This is a genomic window from Brevibacillus sp. FW306-2-1A-C05A (assembly GCF_058781555.1).
Map to the genome: position 1 here is coordinate 51,868 of NZ_JBYSWV010000015.1, position 19,653 is coordinate 71,520.

At 56.1% G+C, this 19,653-nt stretch carries 20 protein-coding genes; 13 read left to right on the forward strand and 7 right to left on the reverse strand.

The window, feature by feature from the left end:
* Positions 1-199: 199 nt before the first annotated feature.
* From AC3WJN_RS11550 to AC3WJN_RS11560, 3 genes are read left to right on the forward strand one after another with little or no spacing between them, the layout of a single operon-like run.
* Positions 200-1,930 (forward strand): sigma-54 interaction domain-containing protein, encoded by a 1,731-nt coding sequence (locus AC3WJN_RS11550; RefSeq protein ID WP_007779474.1) that lies wholly within the window; start codon positions 200-202, stop codon positions 1,928-1,930.
* Complete coding sequence (locus tag AC3WJN_RS11555) at positions 1,921-3,063, forward strand: winged helix-turn-helix domain-containing protein (RefSeq protein WP_007779472.1); 1,143 nt, start codon at positions 1,921-1,923, stop codon at positions 3,061-3,063. Before AC3WJN_RS11550 ends, AC3WJN_RS11555 begins: the two co-directional genes overlap by 10 nt.
* Before the next feature lie 59 nt (positions 3,064-3,122).
* Positions 3,123-4,370, forward strand: a complete 1,248-nt coding sequence (locus AC3WJN_RS11560) for an MFS transporter (protein ID WP_122952696.1) — start codon at positions 3,123-3,125, stop codon at positions 4,368-4,370.
* Here the strand turns inward: AC3WJN_RS11560 and AC3WJN_RS11565 are convergent.
* Positions 4,342-4,788, reverse strand: coding sequence for a PQQ-dependent sugar dehydrogenase (locus AC3WJN_RS11565; RefSeq protein WP_007783381.1), 447 nt, complete (start codon positions 4,786-4,788; stop codon positions 4,342-4,344). The two genes, AC3WJN_RS11560 and AC3WJN_RS11565, sit on opposite strands and share 29 nt — an antisense overlap.
* Positions 4,789-5,231: 443 nt before the next feature.
* Positions 5,232-5,852 (reverse strand): PilZ domain-containing protein, encoded by a 621-nt coding sequence (locus AC3WJN_RS11570; RefSeq protein ID WP_005830015.1) that lies wholly within the window; start codon positions 5,850-5,852, stop codon positions 5,232-5,234.
* A gap of 118 nt (positions 5,853-5,970) precedes the next feature.
* On the opposite strand from AC3WJN_RS11570, the gene AC3WJN_RS11575 reads away from it, so the two are divergent.
* Positions 5,971-6,144 carry a DUF5325 family protein gene (locus AC3WJN_RS11575; protein WP_005830013.1) on the forward strand — a complete coding sequence of 58 codons (174 nt, stop codon included), beginning with the start codon at positions 5,971-5,973 and terminating at the stop codon, positions 6,142-6,144.
* An 11-nt stretch (positions 6,145-6,155) separates the two neighbouring features.
* Here AC3WJN_RS11575 and AC3WJN_RS11580 read toward each other — a convergent pair whose 3' ends face one another.
* Positions 6,156-7,211 (reverse strand): tetraprenyl-beta-curcumene synthase family protein, encoded by a 1,056-nt coding sequence (locus AC3WJN_RS11580; protein ID WP_007783385.1) that lies wholly within the window; start codon positions 7,209-7,211, stop codon positions 6,156-6,158.
* A 62-nt stretch (positions 7,212-7,273) separates the two neighbouring features.
* Entirely contained in the window at positions 7,274-8,206 is a 933-nt protein-coding gene (locus AC3WJN_RS11585; protein ID WP_238501796.1) for a response regulator, read from the reverse strand.
* 344 nt (positions 8,207-8,550) lie between these two features.
* Here AC3WJN_RS11585 and AC3WJN_RS11590 point away from each other — a divergent pair, with 344 nt between their 5' ends.
* The 3 genes from AC3WJN_RS11590 to AC3WJN_RS11600 are packed head-to-tail and all read left to right on the forward strand — an operon-like array spanning position 8,551 to position 11,978.
* Positions 8,551-9,498 carry a TAXI family TRAP transporter solute-binding subunit gene (locus AC3WJN_RS11590; protein WP_005830008.1) on the forward strand — a complete coding sequence of 316 codons (948 nt, stop codon included), beginning with the start codon at positions 8,551-8,553 and terminating at the stop codon, positions 9,496-9,498.
* Between the two features lie 6 nt (positions 9,499-9,504).
* Entirely contained in the window at positions 9,505-10,038 is a 534-nt protein-coding gene (locus AC3WJN_RS11595) for a DUF1850 domain-containing protein (protein WP_005830006.1), read from the forward strand.
* Entirely contained in the window at positions 10,035-11,978 is a 1,944-nt protein-coding gene (locus AC3WJN_RS11600) for a TRAP transporter permease (RefSeq protein ID WP_492329265.1), read from the forward strand. Before AC3WJN_RS11595 ends, AC3WJN_RS11600 begins: the two co-directional genes overlap by 4 nt.
* A 101-nt stretch (positions 11,979-12,079) precedes the next feature.
* Here AC3WJN_RS11600 and AC3WJN_RS11605 read toward each other — a convergent pair whose 3' ends face one another.
* Positions 12,080-12,991 carry a CvfB family protein gene (locus AC3WJN_RS11605; RefSeq protein ID WP_005830003.1) on the reverse strand — a complete coding sequence of 304 codons (912 nt, stop codon included), beginning with the start codon at positions 12,989-12,991 and terminating at the stop codon, positions 12,080-12,082.
* A gap of 190 nt (positions 12,992-13,181) precedes the next feature.
* Here AC3WJN_RS11605 and AC3WJN_RS11610 point away from each other — a divergent pair, with 190 nt between their 5' ends.
* Positions 13,182-13,961, forward strand: a complete 780-nt coding sequence (locus AC3WJN_RS11610) for an undecaprenyl-diphosphate phosphatase (RefSeq protein WP_005830002.1) — start codon at positions 13,182-13,184, stop codon at positions 13,959-13,961.
* A 51-nt stretch (positions 13,962-14,012) separates the two neighbouring features.
* On the opposite strand, the gene AC3WJN_RS11615 is transcribed toward AC3WJN_RS11610, so the two are convergent.
* Both AC3WJN_RS11615 and AC3WJN_RS11620 read right to left on the reverse strand, forming a co-directional pair.
* Entirely contained in the window at positions 14,013-14,219 is a 207-nt protein-coding gene (locus AC3WJN_RS11615; RefSeq protein ID WP_005830001.1) for a hypothetical protein, read from the reverse strand.
* Between the two features lie 80 nt (positions 14,220-14,299).
* A complete protein-coding gene (locus AC3WJN_RS11620; RefSeq protein ID WP_005829999.1) occupies positions 14,300-14,638 on the reverse strand; it encodes a toprim domain-containing protein in 339 nt (112 codons plus the stop codon).
* A 154-nt stretch (positions 14,639-14,792) separates the two neighbouring features.
* On the opposite strand from AC3WJN_RS11620, the gene AC3WJN_RS11625 reads away from it, so the two are divergent.
* From AC3WJN_RS11625 to AC3WJN_RS11645, 5 genes are all read left to right on the forward strand, one after another.
* The gene (locus AC3WJN_RS11625) at positions 14,793-14,951 is read left to right on the forward strand and encodes a hypothetical protein (RefSeq protein WP_007783398.1); all 159 of its coding nucleotides are present in this window, start codon (positions 14,793-14,795) and stop codon (positions 14,949-14,951) included.
* Between the two features lie 163 nt (positions 14,952-15,114).
* Positions 15,115-16,362 (forward strand): MFS transporter, encoded by a 1,248-nt coding sequence (locus AC3WJN_RS11630; protein WP_007783400.1) that lies wholly within the window; start codon positions 15,115-15,117, stop codon positions 16,360-16,362.
* 123 nt (positions 16,363-16,485) lie between these two features.
* A complete protein-coding gene (locus tag AC3WJN_RS11635) occupies positions 16,486-17,820 on the forward strand; it encodes an ammonium transporter (RefSeq protein WP_007783402.1) in 1,335 nt (444 codons plus the stop codon).
* Between the two features lie 22 nt (positions 17,821-17,842).
* Entirely contained in the window at positions 17,843-18,883 is a 1,041-nt protein-coding gene (locus AC3WJN_RS11640; protein ID WP_007783404.1) for a DUF294 nucleotidyltransferase-like domain-containing protein, read from the forward strand.
* A 12-nt stretch (positions 18,884-18,895) separates the two neighbouring features.
* Positions 18,896-19,630: an exonuclease domain-containing protein gene (locus tag AC3WJN_RS11645; RefSeq protein ID WP_005829991.1), complete on the forward strand. Its 735-nt coding sequence runs from the start codon at positions 18,896-18,898 to the stop codon at positions 19,628-19,630.
* Positions 19,631-19,653: the final 23 nt, after the last annotated feature.

A 19,653-nucleotide genomic window follows, 5' to 3' on the forward strand; every position in this document is an offset into this window, starting at 1 on the left:
GTACTAGCATGAACCATGCCAACACATCCTGGTAAGCTATATTTGACTTTGCCAATGGTTACGGAACACGAATGCTGTACATACTTTTCAACACATATGTACATTTCGTGTCTATCCTTGTACACTTCTGATTAGATACGATTCGCAGCAGGCAAGAGCCAGTTCCTTTTACCTGTTAGTGTGGATAGGAAGTGACGATTTGAAACCTCTCTTTTCAATGGATAGTGCTGTCTCTGACTTGGCCGCTCCCGTGAATCCTGTCGATGTCAAAATACGCGAAGGCGAAAAAGAAGGTGTGTGGCAAGAAGGCGAGCGTGCCGTAAAGGTGCTTCCCGTCCCCCGGACAGCTACGCTTGCGCAATGCCTGGGGCAAATCCGTCAGGCGCTCGCTTCCGCCCATTTGCCCACGCTGGCAGTTGTCGATGAAGCAGGACGTGCAACAGGGATTGTTTTGCCCCAGCAACTGCTGGAGGCATTTGCCAACCTGGCCCAAAACCAGTCTGTTTTGCTCAGCACCTTGATGGATACGATGAGCGAAGCGATTACGATTGTGGACTCCAACAACATCGTCCAGTACTGGAACCGGGCAGCGGAAACGATTTATGAGATCGACCGGGCGCAAGTGCTGGGCACTTCACTCGACGAGCATTTTGCCAGCGAGTCCATCCGGCTCCTCGACGCCTTGCGCCAAGGCACGTCAGTCCAACGGGTTTACCACATTCCCCGTCCAGACAGCCACGTCCTGATTAACGCCGCCCCGATTCGCCAGGGGGGGCAGATCATCGGGGCGATCTCCATCGAGCAAGATATTACGGAGCTTGTCCGCCTGAATGAAGAGTTGGCGCACACGACCGCACACTTGCACAATCTGCAGCAGGAAATGAGCAGGTTCCAGGCGGCCGACGACCCTTTTTACGCGATCAAAGGGCATTCTGCCCCCATCCAGTCTGCCATCAGTTCGGCCAAAAAAGTCGCGCAGACCGATGCCACCGTGCTGATCTACGGCGAGAGCGGCGTAGGCAAAGAATTGTTTGCCAAAGCGATCCACCAGGCCAGTCGGCGGCGGGAAAAGCCGTTTGTCGCGATTAACTGCGGAGCGATTCCGGCTGCCTTGTTCGAAAGCGAGCTGTTCGGCTATCAGGGCGGAGCTTTTACGGGGGCGGAGAAAAAAGGCAAGCCCGGCAAGCTGGAGCTGGCGCATGGCGGCACGCTTTTCCTCGACGAAATCGGCGAGCTGCCCCTGGAGTTGCAGGTCAAGCTGCTTCGCGCCCTGCAAGAGCGGCAGTTTTACCGCGTAGGCGGAACCGAGCCGATCACCGTCAATACCCGGATCATCGCAGCAACCAACCGCCAGCTTGAGCAGATGGTGGCCGACGGACGATTCCGCGAAGACCTGTACTATCGGCTCAACGTGTTTTCGCTGGAGATTCCTCCGCTGCGTGCGCGGCGCGAAGATTTGCCGGAGCTGGTGCAAATTTTCATCCACGAGTATTCCGTCGCGCACGAGCAAGCCGTCCCCCGCATCCCGTCCGAAGTCATGCAGGCGCTGTACGACTACAGTTGGCCCGGAAACATCCGGCAATTGCGCAATGTCATCGAACGGCTGTCGATCCTGCAAGAAAACGGCGTCATCTCGCCGGAGCATTTGCCAAGCGTCATCCGCTCCCAGCCCGAACCGATTGCCCCTGCTTCCTTCGCCTCGCTGGGCGGTGCGTACACAGCGCCTGCTGCGTTGCATCCGGCCCCGGCCACTCCGCTTGCCCTGCACCATCCGACAGGACCAACGGAAAAAGAACGGGTCATCGCCGCTCTGGAGCGCACGTACGGCAACAAAAAGGCGGCTGCCGAGCTGCTCGGCATTTCGCGCGGCACTCTTTACAATAAGATGAAGAAATACGGTCTTGATGGGGAGTCGTTCAGATGGAATTGATCGCCTGGGAGGATGACAAGCTGGAAGTTCGCTACGGCGGGGAAGGCATTGTGCTTTTGCCGAAGGAATACGCTTTGCTGAAATATTTGTACACGTGGAAAAACCGGAGCTTTTCCCGGGAAAGCCTGCTCGACGCCGTATGGCCGCTGGAGGACCCGACTGACCGCACGATTGACGACCACATTTACCGGCTGCGCAAAAAGCTGCAAAAATGGTCGCACCTGTTCACGATCGACACAGTGCGGGGAGTCGGCTACCGGCTGAGCTGGAAGCAGCATCAGCCGCCCCAGTTGCATGCCTGGAAGCAGGACTTTTCGGAAAGTATCCGCACGATGCTGTCCGCCTATCACGGCATGGGGATGGGCGCGGCCCTGCAAACTCTCGCGGCCAACCAGGAAGTGCTCGGCTTTCAGTTGGACCCTTTTTACGCCATCTACATCCGCTTTGTCACGGGCGACTTTGCCTGGTTTGTCGCAGACGACGACACGCCCCTGTCGGAAAAGCTGTTTTATCTTTTTCACCTGTATCACATGACCGAAATGGATGCAGAGCAAACCGCCAAGCTGTTCCAGACCATCGTCAAACATCAGGCGTCCATGCCGCAAATTTTTCAGGATGAACTGCAAATCAACGCAGTCGCCCTGTATGCCAACATGGGGGAGTGGGAGCTGGCGCAAAAGCAGGTCGCGCACGCCCGGACGATCGTCGAGCAGATGGATTCGGACAGCTTTACCTTGTTTTTGCTGGCGGGCGAAACATGGCTTGCGCTGCTGTCCGGATCGGTCGAAAAAGCCGAGGGGCTGCTGCAGCAAGCATTTGCCATCCTGCACAGGCTGCCGATGCAGCGTGAGGTGGGCAGCTTCAAGCTGCTGCAAGGGCTTTGCCAGTATCGCCAGCAGGAGATCGCCAAAGCGCGGCGGCTGGTGGATGAAGGAGTCGAAGTCATCCGGGCCACCCAGTTTGTCCCGCACCTGATCTACGCGGTGCACAAGATCCTGCTGTTTTTCCGCCACGTCCCTTGCGATGCCAAATGGCAGAGCCGCTACGAAAAAATGTGGCACGACTTGGCTGTGCAGTACCAGTTCGAGCATTTGAAAAAGTCGGTCGTCCACAAGCTTTCTGCCCTCTTATGATACGCCTCTGACAAATCCCTTTTATCATCGAATCAGTTCGAAGTGATGGAGGGATTTTTTTGCTTACCGAAAACAAGACGTTTCGCACGCTGCTTTTCGCTTACGGGCTGTCTACGCTAGGGGACTGGTTCGACTTTATCGCGGTCGCCATCTTCCTGGGCTACGTCTGGCATGCCGATCCGATGACGATGGCGCTTTTGCCGATTGCGTATGCGGCTCCCGGCATTTTGCTCGGACAATTCGCCGGGGTGCTGGCCGATCGTGTCCATAAAGTACGCATGATGATCGCGGCAAATCTGATTCAGGCGAGCCTCACCCTGCTGTTGCTCGCCATGCCTGATCCGCTCTGGTTTCTGCTCGTCATCGCCTTGCGCTCCTGCGCTTCCGTCTTCAACGATCCGGCTCAGCAAACCTTGACGCGGCAAATCGTCGCACCGGAGCAACTGCTTCAGGCGACCTCGCTGAACGGAGCCGTTTTCCAAAGCGGCAAGCTGATCGGTCCACTGATCGGCGGGATGGTCGCCGCCATGGTGACACCAGCGCTCTGCCTCATCATCAATGCCGTGAGCTACCTGCTCTCCGCCGTCTTGCTTTTGACCATTCGCCACGTGGAGAAAAAGCTCCCCCGCCCCGCTTCGTGGGAAAAAACGATTCCGTTTCGCCTCGCCTGGCAGGAAGGCTGGGCCGTGTTTTTGCAAAACCGCGTCTTGCTGTTTAGCTCGCTTTTTTCCTTGCTGGCGATGATGGCGATTCAGCTTGCGGACGCGCAGTTACCTGTCGTGTTCAGGGAAAAAGTGCCGGGGCATCCGGAGGTCGTCGGGTATTCCGTCAGTGTGATCGGGCTTGGGGCCTTGCTCACGATCACCTGGCTGCATCGGCGCAAAACGATTCGCTCGTTCGGCTGGGTGCTTGGGGGCGGCGTGCTTTTGATCGGCGCGTGCTTTGCCTGGATCGGCCTGTTCCAGCCGGGCGGCGGCATCCACTGGCTGCTGGCGGCTTCGCTGCTCGCTGGCATCGGTACGGGACTGACTTCGGTCGGCACCAACTACCTCGTGCAAAAAGAAACGCCCACGCACGCACTCGGCCGAGTCAGGGGCATTATTGATTCGCTGTCCAGCGCGACGTTTATTGTGGCGCCGTTACTGGGCGGCGCATTGATGACCTGGCTCGGGCCGGCGCAAGCCTTTTTGTGGGTCGGCTCGCTGGTCGGGGCTGTCGGCGGCGGGGCGATTCTTTTGCAGCGCTGGATTTGGGGAAAGCGCGACGCAGACACTGCCGCTACGGCTGCTGCAAAACAAGCCGGATGATCCGGTCATCCCCGTCTCTCGGCTCGCCGCGCCCATCGCGGTTGTTGGTCAAAAGGTAGAGCGATCCATCCGGGCCTTCCACAACATCGCGCAGGCGTCCTAGCTCATTGGCAAAAATCGTGGACGCCTCTGTGACGGCATCGGCGCGGCCAGGGTCCAGCTTCACGCGCAATAGTTGCTGACCGCGCAAGTTCGCAATGAGCAACTGCCCTGCCCACGGCCCTTGGCGGACAAAAGCCATGCCAGACGGTGCCCATGTCTCGTCTTTGCTTTGCCAGATCGGAGTTCGCATCCCTTGCTGCTCCTGATCGCCCGTGATCGCGGGCCAGCCGTAGTTTCCTTTTGGCTCGATCCGGTTCAGTTCATCGTGCGCCGACGGGCCGTGCTCGGAGCTGTACCACCTCGCGATTCTTTTCATGCCATCCCTCCTTTGGGTTTGATCCAGTGCGAATCAGGCAGCATTTTCGCTCGGATTCGTTCGTCCGGCGCTTGTCCAGCCCGGGCAAAAGAGCCTCGCCAGCAAACAAACTGCCTGTGATGGCCGAACCGCTTTGCGTACATCGGCTCCCACATGGACAAGAGAACTTGTTCCGTGCCAACAGCCGCCCGCTCCCATGCAGCACGATGACGGCAAGCAATTGAACGGACACTTCAAAACGGACAAAAGACTGAAAGATCAGAATGAAAATGACGTTATACAGACAAAGCTTCGCGAGCCAACGTTTTTGTTCCTCTTTTTGCTGAACAAAAAACCTGCCCCCTAAATCCGAAGACGCCCCCATCGCCACTACCCCAATCATTTCTAACGAAGCGGCCTGATTGCAAAAAAAAATTGGTCCCGTTGACCAATTCGCGAAAAAATTATTCGATTTTCACTTGCCTGCGTTCCTCGATTTGCCTGTGCAAAATGTACTTGCGCAAATTGTGGAAATGCCGGGCCGTGATTGCTTTGATCGTGCAGCCGTAAAAGTAGTGGGGGCCTTCAATCCGTTCGTGAATGACTTGCAGCTCTGCCTTTACTACCCCGTCCGGCCTGTTTCGTCCGTACAGCTCAAAAGAAAACACAATGGCCTGGTCGATCGGGACGGGCTTGTCTGCCCGAAACGCCAGTCCTCCAAGGCTCAAGTTCACCAAATAGGCCATTTGACTGTACACGGAAAAAAACGAATCCGGCTCCTGAGTCGGATATTGCACCCAGCCTTTTACCTCCATGTCGAAGCGGGGATAGCGCCTACGCTGCTCGCGGAACTCGCTGATCGTAGGCGAATGGAACAAAAACAGCCGATTTTTGTCCTTCGCCACCACGACGGCATCAAAATTGCTGATGGTTTCATAATCAGCGGTCAACAAGCAAGGAATCTGATCGCCGACAGTCACTTCCAGGTGACGGGGGAAAACCGCTTCGATCAAGTCTCCTTCTTCATATGTCACATGGCCTTCCACCAATTGATTCCCTTTTCTAATTTGTATAATGCTTTCCATCTACGTTCTCCACCACTTCGTACAGTAATTTACTAGGTTTTCCGGAATCTTTCCCTAGATGCTTTTCGCGGAAAATAAGGTATAATGGGAACATTGACAGATAGGAGGTTACAAACCGATGAATCGTTATCAAATGGTAACACTGGCTTTGGCATTTTGCGTAACCGCCTGTCTCATCGGAGTTGGCATTTCCATCGGGGAAAAAAGCCCCCTCGGCATCCTTGGTTGTATCGTTGTTGCCTTCTCATTGATGGGATTTGGCTTTTCGTACAAGCGCAAGCATATGCGCTAACCTCTTCTCCGTTATCGCCGTACAAGCAGGCTGTTCACGTAAAACAGAACAGATGGCAAACCTTTTGCCTGTTTCAGCAGTTGTCTAGCGATAGTATAAATGTGTGGCTGACTGCGGTTTACTTTGCGATCAGCCAGATAAAATGCGACCAGCCCGTCCACGATCATACGGTGAAATGCAGGATTTGGCAAGCGTTTAACGCTTGCCTTTGCTTGTTTAATGAAAAATTGCAAGCGCTCCGTCGCCACCTGCTCGGAATCGTAGTAGCTTACGAAGTTCAAGTCCCCGCCCAGTCTGTCTTCCTCCAGGTCAATCAAGTAATCCAGCAGTATATGTAATCCGCAAAGCCACGGAAAATAAGCCTCGCTGACCGTGTTGATCGTCTCCTCGCTGACATCGTCCTCTGTCGCCAGGCAAAACAGGGCAAAAATCCCGATCGTCGAGCCTGTTACCGCCGCAAACTCCTGCCATTGCAAATAGTCGTATCGCTCCTTGTACTCATCCCACCAGGCCAAAAGCTCGCCCTCGCGCAAATGCTGGGCGATGTGCTTGTGCACTTGCAGATCGCTGTACAAACAGGAAAAGACGAGCACTTGCGGCTGAATCTTGCTGTAAGCGGGCAACTGTGCTGCATACCGCTGACAGGTTTGCACCAATCCGGCCAAAAAGCCTCCGTCATCCTTGTCCTCGCGGTATTGGTAGTAATCGCGCAACGGCGCTCCAGGTGTCAGCGCATCCTGCATCGAGAAATGCAGTTGCCGAAAGTCTTTTGGGTCCAGTGAAGTGCTGCGATCGCACAAATTGTCCAGATAGTCGCTGATCGTCTGGTAAGCGACGATCAACGGCACGATCGTCTCCACGTACGGGATGACCTGCGTGGCGTAGACGCATCCTCCCTGGCAATGAAATTTTTTGGAGTTCATGCTGTCCTGCGCCTGCTTCCTGAGCTCCGGGTTGGGAATCGCCTGGGCTCGCTCGTACCAGGCTGCAAACTCCCGCTCCAGAACAGGCTGAACATGACGATAGACCCGATATAGTAACTGCCATGGATTGCGTAGTTCGCTCACATGCTTCCCTCCCAAAACAACAATAGAAATATCTTACCACATTTGCATGCGCACTCCAAAAGTCACCCTTGCAATACCCCTAGCCTTCTTTTTGCTTCCATGTAGAGGACGTAGATGAATTTTTTCGTGTGAATGCGGGTGGGAGGAATCGACATTTCCACCTGGTTTTCCAGCTCGCGCATGCGCTTGCGGACTTCCGTGAAATCAAAAAACAGGGCCGCGTAGCTTTCAAACTTCGGGTGACCAAAATCGGTCAGCCCGAGAGAGGCGAGGTGCGTCAAAGCTTGATAGATCACTCTTCGCACTCGCTGCTCGGCTGCTTTGCTCTCTTTCTGGATCAAGGCAGCCGCTCCTGTTCCCAGCTTGCGCTCCGCCACGGCGGCGAACATGTCGCGCAGCGAAGGGAGCTTCGCCTCGGTGCCGTTGTCCTTTTCGAAGCGATGCAAAATTTCCATCATCGCCAGCAAATCTTTGCTCCCTTTTTCGCTGATGACGCCAAGCTCGGTCAAAAGAAAGGTGGCCGAAGACAAAATGCTCCGCTCCGAATAGGCGTGCTCGACAGGCCGCGTGAAAGCCGTCTGCGCAGACAATACATGCAGGGTGCGCTGGATGCCCTCGATGGATTGCTGCAGCAAGATTCGCTCCCGCACCTTTTGCAATACGCTGATGACCTCCAGCCGATTCACAGGCTTCGTCACGTAGTATTCAATCCCGAGCGAATACGCCTCCGCGATCAACTCTTTCGACTCGATCTGCGAGATCATGACGATTTTTCCTGTGTAGCGGTTCAACTGCCGGATCGTCTCGATGCCATCCCGCTTGGGCATCAGCATGTCGATCAGTAAAATGTCCACCTGCTTCCAAATCAAAAAATCATGGTCAACGAGGGAGCCGTCCTCCGCTTCCCCGCACACCTCTCCCAAATCGGCATCTTCAACGATTTGAGCGAGCATGAATCGCACAGCAGCATCGTCGTCCACGATGAAGTAGCGCATCCGTCCACCCCTTTTTCGAATCAGACTCGCGACTGGCAAACCGTCGCGGGTATTTTTCTTGTGCATGGCCGATGATGCAGCGTATTAACGTGAAAGAGCGAAAGTCGATACAAAAACACCGTACGAAAAACCAGGACTGACAAAGATGGCGGCAAGCATAATTTTTCAAAATAAAAAGATAATTACCCTGATCCAATCTGTTCTGCACAAGACGAAGATGGGGAAGCACTGCCTTTCCTATTTTACTATATTTTTCTATAGGTTATTGTAGTTTTTTCTAGTCGTCCCCTTACAATTCGTAATGAACGATATATACATAATTTTCTGACAAGGGGGAATTGTTTTTGAAAAAGCGTTCTGTTCTCTTCTCGCTCATCTTGCTTCTCTCCATGGCCTGGATGACCGCATGTGGCGGCGGCAGCCAGCAACTGGTGATCGCGACAGGCGGCACAGGCGGCACGTACTATCCGCTCGGCGGCGGAATGGCCGACCATATCACGAAAAACGCCGGCGTGACAGCCACAGCGCAGGCTACGGGCGCCTCTGCCGAGAACATCCGGCTGCTTCGCGACAAAAAAGCGGATATCGCCTTTACGCAAAACGACATCGCCGAATACGCCGCAGCGGGAACGAACATGTTTCAGCAAGATGGCAAAATAGATTCGTTCCAGGCTTTGGGCGCTCTGTACGACGAGACGATTCAGATCGTCGTCTCGGCTGACAGCAACATCAAAAGCGTAGCCGATCTGAAAGGAAAGCGCGTCTCTGTCGGCGCTCCGGGCAGCGGTACGGAGATCAACGCCCAGCAAATTTTGGAGGCGTACGGGCTGACATTCGACGATACGCAGTTGCAGCGGCTCTCGTTTGCCGACTCGGCCAAGGCGATCCAGGACGGCAAGCTCGACGCCGCGTTCCAGACTGCCGGGACTCCAACTGCCGCCATCACCGAGCTGGCTGCCACGACAGGCGTGAAAATCATTCCGATCGACAACGACAAGATCGACGCGATTATCGCCAAATACCCTTACTACGTCAAAACAACCGTTCCTGCGAATACGTACCAGACCGTTCCCGAGGAAGTCACGACCGTGTCCGTCAAATCCATGCTGCTGATCCGCTCCGATCTCGACGAAGACCTCGTGTACAAGGTGACAAAGGCGATTTTCGATAACACCGACAAGCTCGGCCACGCCAAGGCCAAGGAGATCAAGCTCGACAGCGTGCTCAGCGGCGTCAGCATTCCGATCCATCCCGGGGCGAAAAAGTACTTTGACGAAAAAGGCGTGAAGTAACAGCGTATGGCTGCAATCCGGTCTGCGGCTTTTGGAGAGAGGCGGAATCTGTTCCGCCTTTTCTCCTTCCTGGCTTTGCTTTTGCTCGTCATCGTCGCTGTCATCCCGCTTTTTCCCGTCTTGGTGGTGCGCGACAGCACGAGCAACGAAGTTCTCTGGAGCCACCGCATCGCGCAGGACGGCTCCTTCGGCATTCGCTGGACTCATTCTATTCATCGTTCTACCGTCGAAGAGCGCTATCGTCTGGAAGCCGGGCAGATTGTCCTCGTTAAGCTCCGCTTTCACGACTACGGCATTGGCATGGAAAACGAACTGGCCGCAGGCGAGGAGCTGGCGCTCGCAGACGGACAGTTCGAAGTGCGCAACATGCACCGCGCCTTCCCCGCGCTCCATCTGTTTATCGGACAGGTTCGGGCGAATCATACGTTGCTTTTCGCCGGACAAGAGCTGCCGCTTCGCTCGATTGGCAAGCCCGGAGAGGCTGTCGTCATTCAGGCGGAAAAGCGATCCATTTTAAGCGAGTTAGGAGGTTACGAATGAGTACAACGAACATCAACCAGCAGGAAGTGGAAAAACTCATCGCGCAATACGACAAGGAATCCGCCACACGCCAGCTCGCCGGGCCGATGAAATGGATCACCTTTTGCCTGTTGGTCCTCTTTTCCCTCTACCAGCTTTCCAGCACGCTTTTCCTCGTCCTCCCGCCGCAAATCCATCGGCCGATCCATCTGGCGTTTGGACTTTGTCTCGTCTACCTGCTCTACTCAGGAACCGCCAAGGGCGACAAAGGAAAGGTCGGGCTCGTCAACATCGTTCTCGCTCTCCTGGGCGTAGCCGTCACGATGTACTGGGTGTTTGATTATGAGGGACTGGTCACTCGGACGGGCAACTACACGACATTGGACATGGCTGTAGGCGGAATCGCCATCCTGCTCGTGCTGGAAGCGGCGCGCCGCGTGGTCGGCATCCCGATCACCCTGATCGCCGTCATTTTTCTCGTCTACACGTATCTCGGCCCGTACATGCCGGGCTTTTTGCAGCATCGCGGCAGCGACCTCGACCGGATTATCGGCCACAGCTACTACACGTTGGAAGGGATATTGGGCACGCCGCTCGCCGTCTCGTCGACGTTCATTTTCCTGTTCGTGCTGTTCGGCGCGTTTCTGGAAAAGACAGGGGTAGGCGAGTATTTCAACGATTTGTCGCTCGTCATTGCCGGCAGACGAATCGGCGGCCCGGCCAAGGTAGCGGTGTTTTCCAGCGCCTTGCAAGGGACGATCAGCGGCAGCTCCGTCGCCAATGTCGTCACCTCTGGCGCCTTCACCATCCCGATGATGAAGCGGCTCGGCTACCGCTCGGAATTTGCCGCAGCCGTCGAAGCGTCCTCTTCCACAGGCGGACAGATTATGCCGCCCGTCATGGGGGCCGCCGCCTTTCTGATGGCGGAGTTCATCGGCGTGCCGTACCTGGAGATTGCCAAATCCGCGGCTTTGCCCGCGATCCTGTTTTTCGTGGGCATCTGGATCATGACGCACTTCGAAGCGAAGCGGCTCGGCCTGCGCGGCTTGACACAGGAAGAGCTGCCCGACAAAAAAGCCGTGCTGAAAAAAATGTATCTACTCCTGCCGATCGCCATTATCATCGCCGCCTTGATGATGAATATTTCCGCCGAAAACTCCGCCATCATCGGAATCGTCTCAACCGTCGCAGTCGGCGCTTTTCGCAAAGAGACGCGCATGTTGGTTGCCGACATCCTCGAAGCGCTCGCCTCTGGCGCCCGCGTCGCTCTCGGCGTCGTGGCGGCGACGGCTTGCACGGGAATCATCGTCGGTACGATCACGCTGACGGGCATCGGGCTCAAGCTGGCGAACGGACTGATCGACCTGGCAGGCGGGCAATTGTTCCTCACGCTGTTTTTCACGATGATCGCTTCCTTGATCTTGGGCATGGGGACGCCGACTACCGCGAATTACATCATCACCTCAACCATTGCCGCTCCCGCGCTGATCCAGTTGGGCGTGCCCGCGATCGCCGCCCATATGTTCACGTTTTACTTCGGGATCGTGGCTGACATTACGCCGCCTGTCGCGCTGGCCGCCTTCGCCGCATCGGGCATCGCCAAGTCCAAGCCGATTCTCACCGGAGTGGAGTCCACCCGACTTGCCATCGCCGCCTTCATGGCTCCTTATATTTTCGTCGTCTCGCCTGCGCTTTTGCTGATTGATACGACTTTTACCGAGTCGCTCTGGGTGATGTTTACTTCTACCGTCGGCATGATCGGGGTCGGGGCAGGGCTGATCGGATACTGGATGGCAAAAATGAATCTGCTGGAGCGGCTGCTCGCGGTCGCCGGAGGTGTGCTTGCCGTCATTCCCGGCCTCGCGACTGACATTCCTGGCTTCATCCTGCTCGCGCTCGGTTTTTGCTTCTCCTACTACAAAAGCCGCAAGCAAAAGCAGCAGGTGCAAGTCACTCCCTAGCCGGACGGCTTTCGCGCATGCTTCCCATGCTAAATTGAAAAATCCCTCCCGGCGCGTCCCCTCTGCTTGCAGCAAGCAAAGGGCGCGGGGGAGGGATTTGTTTATTTTTCGTCGTCGCGGCGGATGATTTTCGTCCAGCCGTCAACCTGTTCCACGCGGCGCTCCTTCATGAGCTTGCCGAGCGCCCGTTTGAAGCTGGACTTGCTCATCTGGAATTTTTCGCGGATGATATCGGCTTCCGTACTGTCCGTGTAAGGCATGGCCCCGTCACGATTAATCAAATAGCGCAAGAGCTTGTCCGCATCCTCGCCGTACTGCACTTCCTTGCGCTCCTTCATCGAGCCGTTCAGCCGCCCGTCTTCGCGCACGTAGCTGATGCGGCAGCGAATCGTCTGGCCCAAGCGCAGGCGGCCTACCATCTCGTCGCGGTGGATAAACAAAATATGGTCGTCCTCTGTCAGCAAAAACGCCCCTGCTGCAATGACCTTGTAGACGGTACCTTCCACCTGCTTGTTTCGCATGCTTTCGTCAGCGGGCACGGCGATTTTCGTCACTTCCGCTTCGGTTACAGGCTTGGCGAGCAGCCGTCCGAGCTTGTCCTGCTTCAATGTCACCAATATTTGATCGCGCGGGCGCGGCCATTCATCGGCGAGCTTTGGCAGGTCATCGACAAACAGCAGCAAATCTTTTTTGATCCCGTTGTCCAAAAACACGCCCATCCGCGGCGATACATCCACGACCTCCAGCCAGCCGTACTCTCCCATGCTGACATAAGGCATGTCCATCGTCGCTGCCAGCCGATTTTCGTGGTCGTGGTACAAAAACACTTCTACTTCATCGTCTACATGCAGACGCTCATGCGCTTCCTTTTCATGCAAAAACACTTCATCGTTGCCCTCGCGCAAAAAATAGCCGATCTCCGTTTTGCGCGCCACTGTCATGGTAAGCGTCATGCCCGCCTGCAGGCTTCCCGTCGCAGCCAACTGCGGCTCGCGTTTTTTCTTTTTGTGCATGGTTGTTTCTTCCTCACTCTCTTCCTATATGCACACTAACTATACCCATCCCGGCCGGGAAAATACCACAACTTTTTTTGCTCAGGCCGCCCCCAAAAGGCAAGTCTTGTCTCCGTGAACATACATATGACAGTAAGGCCCGGCTTGTACCCGGTTTCATTTTGCCAACAGACAGGAGTGACCTATGTCCATGCTCGTTCTCTTGGAACATATTTTCCTCGGAATCGTCCAGGGATTGACGGAGTTTTTGCCGATCTCCAGTACAGGCCATCTCGTCTTGTTCAGAAAGCTGTTCGGCATGCAGGAAGTCGGTCTGCTCTTCGACACGATGCTGCATTTCGGGACGCTGATCGCTGTCGTGATTGTATTTTGGCCGCAGATTCGCTACATCGTCTTAAACCCGTTTTCCAAGCTGACGAAGCTGCTCGTCGTCGGCACGATTCCTACGGCGGCGATCGGGCTTTTGTTCGAAGACTACTTCGAGGAGATTTCGCGCACCGGAATCACCATCGGCTGGGAGTTTCTCGCCACGGGCGCCATTTTGTGGGCCGTTGAATCCATGCGACGGGGCGAGCGCAAATTCGACGACATTCGCTACACGGATGCGCTCATCATCGGCACGCTGCAAGGGGCTGCGATCTTGCCCGCGATTTCCCGTTCGGGGCTGACGATCGCCGGAGCGCTCATGCGCGGAATCGACCGCGCCGACGCCGCGCGCTTTTCTTTTTTGATTTCCTTGCCTGCCATTCTGGGGGCATGCGTGCTGCAAACAGCCAAGCTGGCGGCTGCCCCGCTCGATACCGCGCTGCTCATCCCGATGCTCGTCGGAACGATGTGTGCCGGACTGGCCGGGTACGTCGCCATTCGCTGGATGCTGAAAATTATCAGCACAGGCTCGATGAAGGGTTTCGCTGTCTACGTCTGGGTATTGGGCGCTTTGATTCTCGCCCTCCAGTTTTTCGGCTGGTAGTCAAGAGAAAAGTGGAAAAAGGAAAAAGCCGGCTGCGCCAAAGCCGGCTTTTCATCTGCTTTCTTCCTTGTCAGGGTAACGGCTGGCGACCAGTTTGCCTACGAGCAAAATAATGCCGTAGAAGGCGGTAGCCAAGAGGGACGTCGCCAGCCAGGTCGCTGTACCCAGCGCGAGATAGAGCAGCGCATGAGCAATGAAAATGCCCAGCAGCCACATCAGGATGTTCATGCGATTTAAAAAGGTCATCAAGCCGCGCAATTGCCTTGCACCTCCACCAATCCATCTACTACTGTTATAGCCGATGGCGAGGTGTTTTATCCCCTGACGGCTTTCCAGCATCAGGAATCGAGGTTTACCACGGCAAATCCGGCCCGCTCCAATATTTCAGCCAACACAGGCAACGGCGTGCTCGCCACTTCCCTGTACATTTTCGGGGTGTAGAGATGCACAGCGTGCGGGAAATCGTCGGACAAGCTCGCCCGCAGTTTTTTGCCGCTGTCATCTTCATCGGTAAACAGGTACACTTCGTCTGCCGATTCCGCTTGCGCCAAAAGCTGCTCGCCTTTTTCCTGGCTGTAGGAGCCGTATGTGCAGTAGATGGTCACAGGCTCTGCCAGTACGCGGAGCAGTTGCTCCTTGTCTGTCTTCCCTTCCACGATAATGACACATCCTCCCATGCCATCCCCTCCTTTTTTACACAAACCTCTTTTCTCTATAGTATATCTTACGCTTCCACATAGACAGCCGCTCTGCGGGAAAATGTGGGACGATTACTTCTGCCGCTGGCTAGGCATCGTAAAACAGAAGCCAGATGATGAAGGGGGAAGCACCATGTCCAAGTTCAAAAGCGCGAAAAACTTGAACCAGAAAGGTTTGGCTGTAGCCGGACTGACCAGCAGCACCGTTGCGGACGACACGCATACCGACAACAACCAAGGCTCTTCCCGACAACAGCAGCACAACGAGCAAAACAACAGCACCCAAGGGTAAATTTTTTCAGCGGCTTCTTTCCGGAAGCCGTTTTTCATGAACGGAGCGCGCCTCTGGTTGAAACGGACAGCCAATCGTCTGATCGCTTCTTTACTTTCCCTCTCCGCCTTGCTACGCTTAGATCAAAATCTTTTGACTACGTACCATGACGGAGAGATTACACGTGGACTCATCCTCGGTCTTATGGAAAAACCGCTCGTTTTTGAAGCTGTGGCTGGCGCAATTGACAGCCAACGTCGGAGATCAATGCTACAGCTTCGCCCTGCTCTGGTATTTGCTGCAGGCGACCAAGTCGGGAACGGCACTCAGCCTGCTAGCGATCCCGGAAATGGTGGCCGGACTGCTTTTTTACCTGATCGGCGGCGTGCTTGCGGATCGGTACAGCCCCCGCCTGCTGATGGTCGGCGCTGACGTCGCCCGCATATTTGTAGCGATCGGCGTCGGGATCATGGCTGCTATGGGCATCGAGCAGTTTGCCTTTTTTCTCGTGGCGCAATTTTTGCTCGGGCTGTTTTCCAGCCTGTTTCAGCCCGCACGCACAGTTGCGCTCAAGTCTGTCGTTTCGGTTGAACAACTGGGGCGGGCAAACGCGATTTTGGACACGACCTTTCGCACCGTCCGGATTGCAGCGCCGATGACGATCGGGCTGATTGCCGCAGCCGTGCCGCTCTCCACCCTGTTTTTCGTCAATGCCGCCAGCTACATGCTCTCTGTCGTTTTCTTGTATGCACTTCGCGTCTCCCTGCACGATCAGGCGACAGCCTCCGCAGCGAAAATGACTCCCGGCCAGTACGTGCGCGACATTGCAGAAGGGGTGCGGGAATTGCGCAAAAGCCGACTGCTGCTCCTGGTCTTGCTGTTTAGCAATATGGGCTTTCTCGTCTGGCAGGTGTGCTACAGTGTCGGCTTTCCTTTTCTCGCGGAACGCATCCAGCAAGGGGACGGGAGTACGCTGGCGATGCTGATGGGCTTTTACGGCGTGGGCAACCTGCTCGGCAGCCTGTACATGTCGCGGGCGTACTATACGCGCTACTTGCTGGTCATTCTCATCGGGTGGACGCTGCAAGCGGGCGGCTTTCTCCTGCTCGCCACAGGAGGCACGGTGCATTGGCTCGCTTTTCTCGGAGCAGCCGTAGCCGGGGTCGGCGGACCGTTCATCGGCATCCCGACCGTCACGGCGATCCAGATCAAGGCAGCCAGCAGCAGCACAGGCAAAATTTTTGCGATCAACATGCTGATCTTTACGTTCTTCTCGATGCTGTCGAGCAGCCTTGGCGCCATCTGGCTGGGAAGCTGGCCAGTAGAACAGCTCTTTTTCATCAGCGGGCTGTTTCTCGCCGCGATGTCTGCGACAGGATTTTTTATCGACCAACGAAATTCGCGCCAACAACACCAATCCGCCTCTGTGTAGACAGAAGGATTGGTGTTTTCTGTTTCTTTGTGAAAAAAGAATTGCATTCCGTTTTTACGTGTCATATAATCTGACATAAATAAAATGAATGTCAGAATACCTGACATAAAAGGAGTGGAATGAATGGAACCGACTCTCACTGATCTATCGTCCGCCATTGATGCCACATGGGTCATGGTCTCGGCCATTTTGGTCATTCTCATGCAAGTAGGGTTTGCCTTGCTTGAGGCCGGATCGACCCGGATGAAAAACGCAGGCCACGTCGCAGGCAAAACCGTCCTCACCTTCGGCATTTGCTCCATCGCCTTTTGGGCGTTCGGCTTCGGTCTGACTTTTGGTGACGGCAACTCCTTCATCGGCTTATCCGGCTTTTTCTTCGACGGCTTGCAAAAGGACGCTTTCTCCGCCTTCTCTGCCGCTACGGTTCCGATCTCGATTCTCTTCCTCTTCCAGCTCGCCTTCGCGGCGGTTTCGCTGGCGATCGCCTGGGGCGGTTTTGCCGAGCGTGCCAAGCTGTCCGTTTACTTTATTTTCAGCGTATTGTTTACCGTCCTCATCTATCCTGTCGTCGGCCACTGGGTCTGGGGTGGAGGCTGGCTCGCCCAGCTCGGCATGCAAGACTTCGCCGGCTCCACGGTTGTCCATCTGCAAGGCGCCATCGTCGCACTCGTCGCTACCGTTCTGTTGAAGCCGCGCATCGGCAAATACAACCGTGACGGCAGCTCCAATTTGATCCCCGGCCACAACCAGGTGTACTCCGTGCTCGGCGTGCTGTTTCTGTGGATCGGCTGGTTCGGCTTCAACGCAGGCTCCACGCTCGGCAGCACCTCCGGCTTTTTCGGCTATGTCGCCGTTACGACTAATCTCGCTACAGCAGCAGGCGCTGTCGCCGCCCTCGCCATTTCCTGGATCGTCATGGGCAAAGCTGACATCCCGAGCATGCTGAACGGCGTTCTGGCCGCTCTCGTCGCCATCACTGCTTCGTGCGCATTCGTCGAGCCGTGGGCTGCCGTCGTGATCGGCGCAGTGTCAGGTATTCTTACATTCTATACTTCCATCTGGTTCGATCGCATGGGAATTGACGATCCGGTCTTCGCCTTTTCCGTTCACGGCGTAGCCGGAATCTGGGGCACTCTGTCCACTGGCCTGTTCGCTACGCCGGAGCTTGCGGAAAAAGTCGGGGTAGGCGGCGCCGGACTGTTTTACGGCGGCGGGCTGCACCAGCTCGGTGTACAGGCGCTTGGCCTCGCAGGCTCCATGGCTTATGTGTTTGTTGTAGCGTACGTCATTTTGTCCATCCTGAAAGCGACTATCGGACTTCGAGTCACAGAAGAAGAAGAGGTGGTTGGCCTTGACCTTAGCGAACACGGGGGATACGGTTATCCCGAACTACTGCAGCCCGAGCGCATTCGACCCTCTGCGTCCCAGCAAAGCGGCACCTCTCACACTCTCACCTGAGCAGGTAGCGCGTATCCGGCAGGTGGAATCGTTCGCCGAGCTCGCGCAACTTCGCCAGCAATTGCTTGACCCAGATCCCTTGCGCCAATTGAACCGCGCAGGGGAGATGGCCCCTTTTTCAATCGTAGTGAACTTGATTCACGACAACCTTATCCGCCAGGGCGTTCTGCTTGCCGTAGACGCTCTGGCTAAAAGAGGTGTCGGCACGCCGCCCGTCCCGTTTGCCTTTTTGCAATTCGGCAGCGGCGGGCGCTTCGAGCAGGCCATCATCAGCGACCAGGACAACGGGCTTGTCTACTCGATCCCCGAGCACCTCAACGAAAGCGAGCAGGAGCGGGTTCACGGCTATTTTCAACTGCTGGCCGCGACCATCGTTTCCGGCCTGGAGGAAGCAGGCTATCCGCCTTGCCAGGGCAATGTCACCTGCCTCTCTCCGAAGTGGCGCGGCAGCGTCGACCAATGGATCGACCAGTTGGACAGATGGATCTCTCACCCGGTCTGGGAAAACGCCCGCTATTTGCTGCTGGCAAGCGACGTGCGCGTCCTGTACGGAGAATCGGCCATTTTCGCCCCTGTCCTGGACCGCTTCCGGCAGCTTTTGGCCGGGAATACGTTTTTGCTCGATCGGCTGGTCAGCAACACTTTGCATTACCGCGTGCCGCTCGGCCTGTTCGGAAGGGTGCTGCCCGAGGTCACCGGGCGGTTTCGCGGAGCCATCAACATCAAGTACGGCGTCTATTTGCCGATCGTCAACTGCGTGCGGCATTTCGCCCTGGCGCACGGCATCTTCGTCAGCTCCACGCTTGAGCGGCTGGGCGAGCTGGCGGAAAAAGGCGTGTGGAGCAAAAGCTTTTGCGACGAAATAGCCGCGCATTTTCGGCTGATCCAGGGGCTGCGCCTGACCGCCCTCTTGCACTGGGAGGACGGCCATTACACGAGCAACAGCTACATCAAGCTCAGCAAGCTGTCGCCTGATTCCATCACACAGGTGCGCGAAGCGATGAAGCTCGCCATCCGCCTGCAAAAAATGACGGCGAAGCTCCCGTCCACCTTCAGGGGATAGGAGGAGACGCATTTGGCAAAATGGGACTTCATCGGCCGCTTGTGGAACATGAACCGCGGAATGGCAGGGGTGCCGGGCGACTGGAAGTGGGGGCTTGGCGACGACGACAAACAGCACCAGGCTTATCTTCGCTCCATCTCCAAGGAAGCAAGACACGTCGATTCCAGCGAAAACATCCCGCTTGCCGATCTGGAGGTGGTCGTCGTCGACCTGGAGACGACCGGCTTTTACCCCGATCACGGAGACGCGATCATCTCGATCGGCGCGGTGGCGATGCGCGGGGAAAAGCTGCTGCTCGGAGATTCGTTTTACACGCTGGTCAATCCGGGGCGCACGATCCCGCCCCACGTCCGCTCGCTGACCGGGATTACCGACGATATGACTGCGGACGCGCCCGATCTGTTGGAAGCTCTCTCGCGGTTTTTCCGCTTCGTCGGAGATCGTCCGCTCGTCGCCCATCACTCCCGGCATGAGCGCGAATTTTTTCGCTCCGCCCTCTGGAAAACGAGCCGACGACCGCTGACTCACCGGATGCTCGACACGATGCTTTTGATTCGGCTGTTGAGCAACCCGATCGGCAACGGCTCGCTGGACGCCCTCTGCGCCCAGCACGACATCCCGATCTCCCGCAGGCACCACGCCTACTGTGACGCCGTGGCCGCCGGGACGCTGTGGGCGAAGTATTTGACAAAAGCGCAGCAGGCCGGATACACCAATCTCCGGGATGTGTACGAGGCGCTGCGGTAGAACAGGCGAGGAATCGCTGTTTG

Excerpts from the sequence above, each read along its gene's own strand:
- AC3WJN_RS11635 (WP_007783402.1), top strand. The coding sequence starts at position 16,486 with ATGGAACCGACTCTCACTGATCTATCGTCCGCCATTGATGCCACATGG.
- AC3WJN_RS11575 (WP_005830013.1), top strand. The coding sequence starts at position 5,971 with ATGAATCGTTATCAAATGGTAACACTGGCTTTGGCATTTTGCGTAACC.
- AC3WJN_RS11600 (WP_492329265.1), top strand. The coding sequence starts at position 10,035 with ATGAGTACAACGAACATCAACCAGCAGGAAGTGGAAAAACTCATCGCG.
- AC3WJN_RS11555 (WP_007779472.1), top strand. The coding sequence starts at position 1,921 with ATGGAATTGATCGCCTGGGAGGATGACAAGCTGGAAGTTCGCTACGGC.
- AC3WJN_RS11565 (WP_007783381.1), bottom strand. The coding sequence starts at position 4,788 with ATGAAAAGAATCGCGAGGTGGTACAGCTCCGAGCACGGCCCGTCGGCG.
- AC3WJN_RS11570 (WP_005830015.1), bottom strand. The coding sequence starts at position 5,852 with ATGGAAAGCATTATACAAATTAGAAAAGGGAATCAATTGGTGGAAGGC.
- AC3WJN_RS11585 (WP_238501796.1), bottom strand. The coding sequence starts at position 8,206 with ATGCGCTACTTCATCGTGGACGACGATGCTGCTGTGCGATTCATGCTC.
- AC3WJN_RS11595 (WP_005830006.1), top strand. The coding sequence starts at position 9,505 with ATGGCTGCAATCCGGTCTGCGGCTTTTGGAGAGAGGCGGAATCTGTTC.
- AC3WJN_RS11625 (WP_007783398.1), top strand. The coding sequence starts at position 14,793 with ATGTCCAAGTTCAAAAGCGCGAAAAACTTGAACCAGAAAGGTTTGGCT.
- AC3WJN_RS11610 (WP_005830002.1), top strand. The coding sequence starts at position 13,182 with ATGCTCGTTCTCTTGGAACATATTTTCCTCGGAATCGTCCAGGGATTG.
- AC3WJN_RS11620 (WP_005829999.1), bottom strand. The coding sequence starts at position 14,638 with ATGGGAGGATGTGTCATTATCGTGGAAGGGAAGACAGACAAGGAGCAA.
- AC3WJN_RS11605 (WP_005830003.1), bottom strand. The coding sequence starts at position 12,991 with ATGCACAAAAAGAAAAAACGCGAGCCGCAGTTGGCTGCGACGGGAAGC.